This is a genomic window from Clostridium estertheticum (genome assembly GCF_026650985.1).
In the GTDB taxonomy this organism is placed as follows: domain Bacteria; phylum Bacillota; class Clostridia; order Clostridiales; family Clostridiaceae; genus Clostridium_AD; species Clostridium_AD estertheticum_C.
The window spans coordinates 1,614,039-1,626,189 of the sequence record NZ_CP086239.1; the positions used below are offsets into that span (position 1 = coordinate 1,614,039).

General features: G+C 29.4%; 11 protein-coding genes. All 11 read right to left on the reverse strand.

Annotated elements, in window-relative coordinates:
- Positions 1 to 17 precede the first annotated feature (17 nt).
- Complete coding sequence (locus LL038_RS08030) at positions 18 to 2,594, reverse strand: molecular chaperone (protein ID WP_216126522.1); 2,577 nt, start codon at positions 2,592 to 2,594, stop codon at positions 18 to 20.
- Between the two features lie 21 nt (positions 2,595 to 2,615).
- A complete protein-coding gene (locus LL038_RS08035) occupies positions 2,616 to 3,311 on the reverse strand; it encodes a hypothetical protein (protein WP_216126520.1) in 696 nt (231 codons plus the stop codon).
- Positions 3,308 to 4,582, reverse strand: a complete 1,275-nt coding sequence (locus LL038_RS08040; protein WP_216126517.1) for a normocyte-binding protein — start codon at positions 4,580 to 4,582, stop codon at positions 3,308 to 3,310. Before LL038_RS08040 ends, LL038_RS08035 begins: the two co-directional genes overlap by 4 nt.
- A 9-nt stretch (positions 4,583 to 4,591) precedes the next feature.
- A complete protein-coding gene (locus tag LL038_RS08045; protein ID WP_216126513.1) occupies positions 4,592 to 6,376 on the reverse strand; it encodes a PP2C family protein-serine/threonine phosphatase in 1,785 nt (594 codons plus the stop codon).
- A 24-nt stretch (positions 6,377 to 6,400) separates the two neighbouring features.
- Positions 6,401 to 7,240: a PP2C family protein-serine/threonine phosphatase gene (locus LL038_RS08050; RefSeq protein WP_216126511.1), complete on the reverse strand. Its 840-nt coding sequence runs from the start codon at positions 7,238 to 7,240 to the stop codon at positions 6,401 to 6,403.
- 12 nt (positions 7,241 to 7,252) lie between these two features.
- Positions 7,253 to 7,756 carry an FHA domain-containing protein gene (locus LL038_RS08055; RefSeq protein ID WP_216126509.1) on the reverse strand — a complete coding sequence of 168 codons (504 nt, stop codon included), beginning with the start codon at positions 7,754 to 7,756 and terminating at the stop codon, positions 7,253 to 7,255.
- Positions 7,757 to 7,770: 14 nt separating this feature from the next.
- Complete coding sequence (locus LL038_RS08060) at positions 7,771 to 8,343, reverse strand: FHA domain-containing protein (protein WP_216126507.1); 573 nt, start codon at positions 8,341 to 8,343, stop codon at positions 7,771 to 7,773.
- A gap of 20 nt (positions 8,344 to 8,363) precedes the next feature.
- Positions 8,364 to 8,798, reverse strand: a complete 435-nt coding sequence (locus tag LL038_RS08065; protein ID WP_216126505.1) for a J domain-containing protein — start codon at positions 8,796 to 8,798, stop codon at positions 8,364 to 8,366.
- Between the two features lie 121 nt (positions 8,799 to 8,919).
- A complete protein-coding gene (locus LL038_RS08070) occupies positions 8,920 to 9,345 on the reverse strand; it encodes a membrane-associated protease 1 (RefSeq protein WP_216126503.1) in 426 nt (141 codons plus the stop codon).
- 30 nt (positions 9,346 to 9,375) lie between these two features.
- Positions 9,376 to 9,801: a membrane-associated protease 1 gene (locus tag LL038_RS08075; RefSeq protein ID WP_216126501.1), complete on the reverse strand. Its 426-nt coding sequence runs from the start codon at positions 9,799 to 9,801 to the stop codon at positions 9,376 to 9,378.
- 109 nt (positions 9,802 to 9,910) lie between these two features.
- The gene (locus LL038_RS08080) at positions 9,911 to 12,079 is read right to left on the reverse strand and encodes a transcriptional regulator (RefSeq protein ID WP_216126498.1); all 2,169 of its coding nucleotides are present in this window, start codon (positions 12,077 to 12,079) and stop codon (positions 9,911 to 9,913) included.
- Between the last annotated feature and the right edge of the window lie 72 nt (positions 12,080 to 12,151).

Consider the following 12,151-nt stretch of genomic DNA (forward strand, 5'->3'; position numbering starts at 1 on the left):
TTATCCCCTCCTCACCTCTATTTTAGACCATCGAAGAAATTCGTCTCCCATTCATCATTTTCAAAGGAGAAAAACGCTTCTTTTCCCATAAGTAGCCCTTCATCTTTTCTTAACACTGACAGTACAGAAAAGCCCCACTCTTCTTCTCTTGCCCATACGAAGAATTTCACTTCATCATTTACGATGTTGTCTGTATCTTGCTGCGTAATTACATCAGGGTACATTTTAACTACTTCCTCAGGAACAATGCTCTCAAAGTCTTCAGGGTTCACCTCATAACTATATTCATACCTTGTACAATCATTTGTGTCTTTAAGGTATAGTTTAAGGATTATTCTTTCCATAAACCGTGATATAGTACCCTTTGCCCTATTTCTATCTACACTGTGAATTAATATTTTTTCTTCTCCAGTGTGAGTGAATGCACTTATGACATAAGGCAGTGTAGGCATTTTACTGGAAAGCATAATATTTGCATATCCATATTTTTTTGCCTGCAGATATTTAAGCGATCCTCTGAGACATGAGAGTTTTAAATCATAATTTTCTTTTCCATCTTTTTTATTTCTCTTAAATTGAATTATTTTCCCAGGAATAAATTCTTTTAATGCTTCTTTAAAGATTTCAACCTTGCAGGATTGTCCCGTTAATTTTATTATCGAATAATCAAATAATCTATCCTCATCATATAATTTTCCCAAAAACTTTTTTATAATATTATATATATCTGCTTTTAAGAGTACCGTAACCTCATATATGTTTAGTTCTATTTGTGGTGGTTCCTTTACAGTCTCTAATAGACCGCTGTTCATATATGATAGTTTCCATTTATCAAATTCTATAACCGTTCCTTCTATATTATGGTTTTTCTGAGATGTTAGAAGTACTTTTAGTAGGCTTGGATTATTAAAAAATTCTTTTTTAACTCGCTCAGCAAGATCAAAAAGAAAATAATAATTGCTTTTTACCTTATAATAATCCTCACGGCTTTTATCTTCATATTCTTTAAATCTTGTGGGTATTATTGACTCTACCTTTTCATACTCTTGGCTGAGTTTTTCATATATTTTTAATACTCCATTCTCATCAACAAATCTAAAAACATCTACATCAAATTCTTCTAAAATAACATTTTTAATGTCTCCACTATCTTTCATAAGTTCTTTTGCCATTAGTATTTTTATAAATTGCATTATTCTAAAGGTTAAATTATTTCCACCAAAATCTGTATCACCATTTTCATAAGCAGTTTCTATATCTATCTGATAGGATACTCGATTGTTATATATTGTGAAGTTACAAGATGTTAAATCTGTAGTTCCCCCTCCACAATCTATAATAAGAGCCTTATATTTTTCACCATCAACGTACTTTTTGCTTTCAATTAGCTCTGATATTGTATTAAATAGTACAGCTGCGCCTTCTTCTAAGGTGTCTTCATTTTCCACTACGTAATCTTGTAATATATCTTTAAATAACATGTAAAACTTGTACTTTTGCTTTGCAGGTGATGATATATGAATATTTTTAAAATTATATTTATATTGTTGTTTTGCTAAATTTATGACATATTCTAAGTACGCTTTTATAATATCTTTTCTCTTAACAAATGCCCATTTACCATGGGTATCTATGACTTTCTCCATTTTTTCAAAGTCGTTTACCCATCTTTTAATATCATAAAATATGCTAAGTCCATCATCTATATAACTTATCTTAGATGTTTTTACAGCATCATATCCAAAGATATATTCAATGTTATGATCCTCTATAGCTTTAATTCCTACTATACTTGGAATTAAAAAGGTAACTTGCAAATTTTCCTTAGCAACATCTATGACTTTAACGAAACTTGCTTCATTATCTATATAGGTACCCGCTGTTGTGCTAGATGTACCAAAATCTATAGCAAGTGGTATATCTGTGTCCTTCATTTTCTGAATTTCAAATTGTAATATAGACATAGAATAAAACTTAACATGTTTTGGGTTAAGCTCTTCAATTCCATAATAAATATTATAGAGTAGTTCGGACTCAGGTTTTTCGAAATATAAAAGACTGTAATGCTTGTTTTTTGACTCCATACCAGGAATCTCTCCATCTTTCACAATATAGTACTTTTTTTCGTTTTCTTCACTAACTGCTACAAGATTAAAAATAGTACATACCTCGAACTTGTTATCTACTAAAATCATATTTGACTCATCCAATTTGCTGTTGCAATTCACTCTGTAATCATCAAAAACCTCAGTATTTAGAGAGTCATAAATAGTGATTTTAGCTGGACATTGTACGTTTTTTTCATCTAATATAAGCTTTTGTGCTCTTTTTAAAAAGTCTTGTACTCTTTGCGTACCATCTTTATCATATTTTCTAATAAAAAGGCTCTCTTCTATACCTCTATACCTCATAATAAGCCTTATTAGCTCGTCCTTATCTAAAGGATTAATAATGCTTTTTACCAGCTTTTCTTTATAACATATCTCTCTTAATTGAAATGTAGTCATAAGTCTAAGCTCTTTTTCTTTATATTTATTGTTTTGAAATTGACCCTTTGAATTGTCTTTATGCAACTTATATGAAAGTGTACTCATATCATCATCCTTAACTTTAGATTAATTTATTACTATTCCATCTAATTTCATAGTTTTATCAATGCCAATAATACCAAAATGCTTATCCCAATATATAGTAACATCCATGTTTATAGGTAGAAATAGATTTATTATTACATCTATTTTTCTTTTTAATTTTTGTGTTTTTGATTTTGCTAAATAAATTAGTAGCTTTTTATTATGATCATTACTTATGTATACTATATTATTTGTAAATGTTTTTCGTATTATCTTATTAAATAAATGTAATGATTCTCCAGTAACATATAAAGTAATTAGCCCACTCAATAAATAATCTATTTCTTTTTTATTAAATTCATTTATATTCTCAGATAATTCATAACCAAAAGAACCATTACGTATATCTTTCATGATAAACTTTTTGTAATACTCGTTTTTACATAATCCTTGCGTGAGATCTATTTCAGCCAAAAAGTGTATTACTATATCAAAAAATGTTTCTATTAACTCTTTGCTTTCATCAAAATTAACATTAAGCAACTCATCAAAAATGTGTTGAAATCTATAATATGCATTTATTTCAATAGTATTATCACTAGGAAGTGAATTCGCATTAAGGTCTGCAAAGGCAATTTCCATATAGGGACTATATACTTTTGCCGGTACAAACTTTATATTTCCCCTTAATATATTTTGTTTATCAGCTTTTAAGAGTATATCCCAAATATAATTCATATTAATATTCCCATACATTTGTATTCTGGATATAGTAGTTGAACTTCCGATACTAAGAAACTTAGAATATCTCGCGTTAAATAGTAATTTTTGTCTTTTGCCTTAAAATATAGTTTTAATACTTTTTTAATGCTATCTTCGCGTATTTCATCAATTATAAAATAATTCATATCATAGGTTTCAGCATCCATTTTTATTGATTTATTTACTAATTTTAAATAATTAAATTCTAAATGGTTGGATACTTCAAAAGAATTAATAATTCTAATTAACTCGGCTTTTGTTTTTATATTACTGCAATTTTTAGCAGAAAATTTATTTATAAAGCTTGAATTTCTAGCATTTGACATTGTATCATAATTATATTTTTCCATCCTTGCACTACCTGGGGAAATTACCTGACATACATTCCAAATCTTAGATTCTGCATCTGCTGAAGATATTATTAGAGAGTCTCTATTACGAAGTCCATACCTCATTTGACACATACTATTTTGAACCAAGTATCCATGCTGCGCTCCATATTTTTCTAAGGAGATAACATGTTCATAATTAACAGTGTCTTCACATGGCATTGGAAACCCCGTACTTTTCAATAAAAGCTTTTTCACATTCCAAAGTGGAATCATATCGTATATAACAAATTTAGTATATTCCCCAAAATCTACATATATCTTATTTATAGGTTCCTTAATTTCCTCTTCGCAACTTAATAAAACTACATCCGTCATTTTTGAAATATATGGGATATTCAATGTTGACCAAGGTATATTATTATCAATAAAATTTTTATACAACTGAGTCACTTTCGCTAAATATTCTGTGTTTTTTTTCAAAGTGAAATTTGCTTCATAACTTCTTTCTTCTGTTTCTATAGTTCCTTTAAATATTTTTTCTTCCCTAATAATATCTCTATATATTAAGTAATCACATTCTAGAAACACCTTAAACATCAACACTTCTTTGTTTTTGGTTAGATACTTTAAAATGATCTTTGCATCATATACTTTTTCTTCCATATCTTCAGGTAAAATGGGGCATAGAAATTGATTTGTCGGATCTATTTCTTGCCTTTTTTGTATATTACTATAGACATCATAGCTTCCCTGAGAGCACTCTATTTCACTAAATACTCTCTTTTCTAAGTCATCATATCTTGACTTTGAATATTCCTCTAGTGAAATGAACACGCCATTTAAAACCTTCTTTAACAATAACCTATCGTTTAAGTTATCAATACTATTTAGTTTTTGGTATATCTTATCATTCATTTTTTCACCTTACTTTGAAGTTTTGGCTGTGTCTATTATAGTTATTTTTGCTTGTACACTCTTAGCCTCAGCTTCTATCCCTTCTTTGTCATATATGTTCTTAGCTAAGAGGTATAGTACCTTTGCAGTACTTAAATCCCCACTTATATACTTTTGATCACCATCTTTTACATATTTATCTGCTTTAGCTCTCTGCGTTGCAAGCTCAGTTATCTTTTGATCCATAAGATATATTTTCTGTGCTAATTCTTTAGAATAACTTACTGACTTAATTTGATCATACATTTCTTTTGCCATAATATAGTACATTTTGGCACTTACATAATCGCCAGTACTGTAGCTTAAATCACCATTTTTAATATTTTCTATAGCCTTAGTTTCAGTAGTTGCATCATCTTTCTTTTGATCCGCATCTTTCTTTTGCGTTGCTGCCTGTGCTACTGCCGCTTTATCTTGTACTACAGCTTTTTTAGCATAGAGTTTATCTAACTTATCCATTGCTTCTTTCTTCTCATCTTTCATGTAGAAATCTATAGCTAAATCCTTCGCCTGTTTATAATAACTTTCTGCATCTTTAATATTTCCAAGATCCATATTTTTATCACCTAAAGTTAGAAAATCTGTTACTTTAATTGAATTTCTTGCTATTTCTATCTTCTCCAAAATGTATTTTGTTCCACTGTTATCTATATCATGCGATTGTCCTAAAGCAATCATATATTTATCTAATGCCTCATCATATTTGCTTGACTTTAACTTATCATCAGCATCAATAATTGTCTCTGTAAGCTTACAATATTTATCCAAAGTATCTTTCTCCGGCTTAAGTTTATATTTATTTGCTATATCAAAAGCAGCTTTGTATTCTACATTTGCTTTTTTTATATTCCCATAAGTGGTGTATTGTATCCCACTACTCTTGTGCGCGTTCATTTCGCTTATGTTATCTATTTTTTTATTTCTACTTATTCCTAACATTACACCTATTACTATTAAAATTATAATAATTGGGATCGCCACTATAAGAATTTTTTTTAGCCTTTTCTTGTCTTTAGGATTTATAAATACTTTATCAACAAATGTTAATGATATTGTATAGTTTTCAATATGTTCAAGTTGCCTTGACAACAGCATATCTTCAACATTATCAGCTAATTCTTTTGGATCTTTTGACTCTGAAGCCGCATCCACCAATTCTTGCTCGTCAATGTTTTCCCAAATACCTCTTGTTGATAGCGATATAATATCACCATTAATTAATTTAATTTTTTTAGATATGTATGGTGAATATAATTTTTCCTGCCCTAAATAACAATATAAATTATTTCTTTCATTATGCTTTGCTATTTTATCTAGAGGTATATCTTCTTTCGCTGTGAGCATTTGAGTTAAAGATTGGTCTTCGCTTTTATATCTTATAACTCCATCTCTATACAAATAAAATCTTGAATTACCGGCAACTGCATAAACAACCTTCGTATAATCTGTAATAACAACTGTAACAGAAGCTTTCAGTCTCACATTATTGCTTTGACTAACCAATTCATCATTTGCCTGCTTAAAAAAACTGGTTATATATCTTCTTTTAATTGTAGGTTTTTCAGTAAAATTTCTTATAATACTTTCAACTGCTATTTTCGCACTTTCTAACTCTAAATCATCATCTATACCGTCTGCTATAACGTAACATGCATAATTGTCTAATTCTACAAAAGCAAAATAATCTTTATTTTGTAATAGTGTACCTGCTTCTGATATAAAATTTGTTTTAAAGTCTGAATTTAATTTTCTCATATTTTCACGCCCTAAACTAATTAATTATATGTATTTCATTAGTATAATACTGCCGTTTTCCTTATTGATTTTTTCTTTACTCTTAACAACCTGTATTATCCCATTTGCCATGTTTTTTAATTTTTTATTATTTTTTAAGATTTCTTCTATTTGAATCCAAGTTAATGAATTATATACTCCTTTATTCATAAGAATTATAATATCCTTTTTTTTAAGTACTACTGGTTTTTCCAACATTTCAATATCCTTAAAATCATCTTGTCCAAGATAATTTAATAGCCCTTTTTCTCTTAATCCTAACAATGCTTTCTCTTTTGTAAGTTTACCTTTATAAAATTCATTTTTTGCAAATACATTAACAGTATGTCCCTCACTTAATTTAAATAACTCACCTTTTCTATAGACTGCTACCATTGCGTTTCCTACAAGTCCATAATGAAGTAAATTGTTTACTATTATTGCACTTACTACACTAGCTCCACCTTGATTGTTATCTACTCTTCTTAAAATTTCACTATTTGCTTCATTAAATGCTCTGTTAAAAAAATATTCTGTTTTTTCTCCATTCCACTGTTCCAAAAATAGTCTTCTGAATGTGTTTATGGTAGTTATACTTGATATCCTACCTGCTTCATTTTTGCCTAGCCCATCTGCTAAAACAGCTAGAGTTCCCTGTGGTGAACATATAGTTTCCATATGATCCTCATAAATTTCTTCATTCCCAATTGTAGCTGCGCTTTCTATTTTTATATAAGATTTATCTATTATTTTTATAAGTATATTTTTTAGGCCCACTAGAACTAATAGTATAATTAACAAAATAAGAATAACCATATTATAATTATTTTCAGCAAATTCTATCATGATAAGCTACCTCTAACCATTATCTTCCCACTCAAAGTTATCTCCACAGAAGGGAACAAAAATAAATTTACTTTTACCAAGTTCGATAACATCATACCCTGATAATTGAACTGGTATATAAATAGCTTCTCCGTTGAGATATGCTATACCGGAAGATTCTCCTGGTAATAACACATAGTTTTTTTTCTTTGGATCATATACAACTATTGCATGATTCCTTCTACATACATTGTTATCACCCAATATCTGTATGTCCATATCATCAGCTCTTCCAATAAAGTTCTTTCCAGTTTTTATCTTGTAATCTTTCCCAACTCTAGCTCCTTCAATACATACAAGCCACCCACAAAGTGGTTCAATTTCCTGATATAAAAGATCAGTTTCAACATCAAATTTTTCTGCCAATTGAGACTCATTATTTGCTTTTGATGCGGTTTCTATATTACAATATGGGCATACTGTCCCATATCGTCTTTCACTAAACATATGTCCATTTTTACATCTTGTAAGGCCCATTTATATCCCCCATTTCATCTGAGTAAAAGCTTTGTTTTCCCAATAAATAATATATCGCCTTTTCTTATCTTACAGGGACTATTATTTACCAATCTATATAATTTGCCATCTTCTATCTTTTGTATGCTTACGCCACTATCAGAACATATATCTTCTAAATACCATGCTCCTCCTGCGAAATTTATTACTGCATGTTCTTCTTCAATGAAATTTGAATATATCGATTGACTCAAATCAATATCTACTCTCTTTTGATTAGTATTTCTACCTATAATTATTCCTGTTTTTTGTGAAGTTTCCCATTTTTTAATAATTTCATTTTCTTCATTTACTAAAGCTATTTCATTAATTGAATACACATTTGTTAAATCTTTTTTATAATGTTTTTGGAATAACCTTATAAAACCTATAAGTGCAATTAATACTCCTACAGTAGCAAGAATACTTTTTATCAGCATTGACTTTATTGTTATAAAAAGTAAAACACAAACTAGCGAAAGAATTACACCTATAGATAAATTTATTATCCCCATACTTGCTAACAACATTTTATTCTCTTTTTTATTATTTAAGTTTAAATTATTCAAAGTAATTCACTCCGTTACTTCTATTTATTTTTGAAAAAGTTGTCGAATAATTGACTTGTATCAATAGGATTTTTTTCTTTCTCATGAAGAGAGTCTTTTCTTACATTATCAGAACTCGCACTAAATCCAAAAAAATCTTCGAATTTATTATGCATATTTCCCATGTTATTGTCTACATTTATATTATCTTTTTTGCGACTTTTACTGCTAGTATTATTATTTTGTTTACCAGTATTCTGTTTAATGTTATACAATTTTTCATCATACTGCTTTTTTAACCTTTCATCACTTAAAATACTATAAGCTTCATTAATTTCTTGGAACTTTGCACCCAATGTCTTATCATTAATGTTTGTATCTGGATGGTACTTCTTAACCAAACTTCTATATACTTTTCTGATTTCATCCTTACTTGCCTTAGGTGACACCTGTAATATTTCATAAAAATTCTTCATGTATTTCCTCACCTTATTAAAATTTCATAGAGAAGTCTTTATTAAAATTTAACTTATACATGTGCAATGTCCCTGTTAAACTAGACATTACAGCATGTATAAGCTAATAGTTCTTTATATTTTAAGCGCTAAATCCACCAGCTAATGTTATCTTATCTAGCTTGTCTTTTTTCTGCTTTATAACAAGTTCAAATGTTCCTACACCTTCTGTATCTCCGTAATGTTCTTTGTAATCTACTACAAAGGCATTTGGGAAAAATATTTTTCTTATAATTTGATCTGCTGAGAGTACTTCAACAGTAATTTTTCTATAACAATCTGCTTTTTCTGCTGGTACTAATGACCAAACTCCCATTTGTCTTGTACTATCAAATCCCTCTCCGTCTAATGCAGTTAATATTTTTCCACTAATTATCATAGTGCTTCCTACATCTTTTGAACGTGCATTTGAATCTTTTGGAGTATCCGTTTTTAAAACTATTTTTTTTACACTTTCAACTCCGAGTTCTATCTTTTCTGCGCCTTCAATTACTACTTTGAAACCCATAATTTACACACTCCTTTTAATTTGTTTTAATTATTCTCCAAATCCACCTTGGAATTTTACCATAGCTGTCTTATCTTTCTTCTGTTTTAATTGTAGTATAAATGTTCCTACACCTTCCTCATCACCATAGTTTTCTGCATAACTTACAACAAAAGCATTTGGCAAATTAATTTGTCTTACCACTTGTGATGCAGAAATAACATCCACTGTTACTTTTCTATAACAATCTGCTTTTTCGGATGGAACAAGTGACCATTGTGCTAACTTAATAGTACTGTCGGCTACCTCTCCATCAACTGGCGTTAATATTTTCCCTTTGATTGTTAGTGATGTTCCAAGATCCGTAGAACGTGCATTAGAATCATCTGGAGTATCTGTATTGAATTCGACTGTTAGTATGTTTTCGATGCCTAAGTCAATTGTTTCAGCACCTTCAACTTTTAATTTAAATCCCATTTTTTTTCCCCCTACTTTTCATAATATTTATAATTCAGAAACAGCAGTAATACTGCCATTTCAAACTACCACATAAAATTCTCAATTAAATATTTAATGCAACAATATCTTATCCAATTATTGCATTTCTTGTTATCTCAACCTCTAGGTTTTTAACATTGCCGTTGAATACTATATTAATATTGCAAGTGCCACTTTTTTCATCTATTAAAAAGCTAATGTCATCGCCTTCTTGAATAATAGAATTTATATATCCCTTGTTTGTAACCCATTTGCTTTTTATGCTATTTGGATTATTACTAAAGAATTTAACAATATTATCTTCTTTAAAATCATTAGTATGAAACCTTAACATTCTTTCAATATAAGTTGTTACTGTTGTCTTGTAAATTGATTCAAAATCATTTCCATTTGCTAGTAAACTTCTTGCTTTATATACGGTAATGTGTTTTACATCTTTCCCATTTACTTGAGCATTTTCAGAAGAAAAAATAAATCCAAAGTTCTTTCTATTTATGGAATTTTTTATTTCATTTGTGAAACCTGATATCTCTTTAGCTAGAGTTGTTGTAACTCTTAAGGAATTGTCTGCTGCTTCTATATCAAACCTAATGCCTGGATATTCATAAGAAACATTTTTGTACGATTCGCGTAAAAATTCTGGGCATTGGTATGATGCTACAATTCCAGCAGCAATATAAGAACTCCCTATATATACCCCTTCTATCCAAAGTTTTAAAATGTCTTCCTTTTCCTTTGATAATTGAGCCGTTCCACCATCTGTAATAAGCATCTTTTTATCAATAATAACTCCAGACTTATCCTTAGGTATAATTGTAAAATTAGGTACGCAAGGTACTGCGAACTCGCTAAAATCATTGCGCATCAAAGGTGCACATTTATCTATAAATCTATCTATACCCTCAGTAGCTACGTGGTTAAATGTAGTATCCTCACCAGTTTGAAAGCTAAAGAATGTTTGTATCCTATAATTTCTAATAGTAGATAAAAGTAATGCTAAATCTTCCATTGAAGTTGTGTCTGATTTTTCGACTTGCTCATTCCCTTTGAATCTTTGCCTTTTAACTTTGCTCTTACTATGGCTTTCTAGTTCTATGGATGGAGCAATTCCAAACCAAATAGTATTAGTGAAATCATTTTTATCATTTACTGTATTTAAGTATGTAATAAGTCTTGATATATTCTTAGAATTTACCAATCTATTTACAGTTGTATTACTAACTAATAAAGTTGGTTGCATACCTTTATTTTTTGTCTTATATTGATTAAAAAACATCTTCACACCTACTAGCTTTTCAACTAATGGCTTAACTGTTTTTACAAAATCATCCTTAGCATTTTTATAGAACTCCAAATATGTGTTATAGTTTGTTACCTCTAATTCTAAGTTCACCCTACTTTCCATAGTTGATACTAGTGGACAAAATGTTCTTATAACTAGATCCTTTACATAACCTGTCTTTGTATCATTTACAACATCATAATCTTCCTCAAAGGCCTTTATAAGTCCTATATTAGCATTGTCATCTAAAGTAACAAGTGCCGTTTCTTCGTTTTTAGGTGCTTCTAAAACCTTTAATTCTCCATTTTCGCCCATGCTTAAAGCCCCTATTATAAACTTAGAGTTATCAGTTTTATTATCTTCTTCACCAAGGAGCAGTCTAGTCTTTATATCTTCAATAGCCAGTGGTAACATAGCCATGATATTGTTATAATTACAACTTGCTTCTTCAAACATATAATTAAGCTTGTCCGCTAAATCTAATTTACTAGGGTCGCCCTCTTCTAGCGCCTCATATTTACTATAAATATACTGTATTTCTTTTCTTGATTGCTTTATATCATCCATTACTTTTTTAGGAGATATCATATCTAATAAGTTTTCAAATTTGAAATCAACATTAGCAATTCCTTGAGCGCTTTTAGCATCAATTAAAGTAAAAAGCATCTTCAAAAAATCATTTGACTGATTTATTGGAATCTCAGTAATATACTCTTTAGAAAGGTTTTCAGGTTTTTTTAGAGTATACATAACTTTCTGATTACTCGCATTGTAAAATGAATATACTACAGGTGAAAATTTATCTAAAAACTCATCAAAACTTTTCACTAAAAAACATTCATTTATTTCTTTTATCTTATCGTCATTTAAACTATTTAAACCTTTGGTGTCACCTATTACAGAAATTATGTCTAATTTCTGTGGATTTATCTCTTCAAATAACATGGTTCGATTAGTTTGTTGTACAACTTCCATATTCTCGCTCCTTTGATTTATCTATTGAATATTTGTATGACTTCTTCATTATTGGCAATTCTATACTTTATT

Coding starts and splice junctions, on each gene's coding strand:
- LL038_RS08030 (WP_216126522.1), bottom strand. CDS start 2,594: ATGAGTACACTTTCATATAAGTTGCATAAAGACAATTCAAAGGGTCAA.
- LL038_RS08035 (WP_216126520.1), bottom strand. CDS start 3,311: ATGAATTATATTTGGGATATACTCTTAAAAGCTGATAAACAAAATATA.
- LL038_RS08040 (WP_216126517.1), bottom strand. CDS start 4,582: ATGAATGATAAGATATACCAAAAACTAAATAGTATTGATAACTTAAAC.
- LL038_RS08045 (WP_216126513.1), bottom strand. CDS start 6,376: ATGAGAAAATTAAATTCAGACTTTAAAACAAATTTTATATCAGAAGCA.
- LL038_RS08050 (WP_216126511.1), bottom strand. CDS start 7,240: ATGATAGAATTTGCTGAAAATAATTATAATATGGTTATTCTTATTTTG.
- LL038_RS08055 (WP_216126509.1), bottom strand. CDS start 7,756: ATGGGCCTTACAAGATGTAAAAATGGACATATGTTTAGTGAAAGACGA.
- LL038_RS08065 (WP_216126505.1), bottom strand. CDS start 8,798: ATGAAGAATTTTTATGAAATATTACAGGTGTCACCTAAGGCAAGTAAG.
- LL038_RS08070 (WP_216126503.1), bottom strand. CDS start 9,345: ATGGGTTTCAAAGTAGTAATTGAAGGCGCAGAAAAGATAGAACTCGGA.
- LL038_RS08075 (WP_216126501.1), bottom strand. CDS start 9,801: ATGGGATTTAAATTAAAAGTTGAAGGTGCTGAAACAATTGACTTAGGC.
- LL038_RS08080 (WP_216126498.1), bottom strand. CDS start 12,079: ATGGAAGTTGTACAACAAACTAATCGAACCATGTTATTTGAAGAGATA.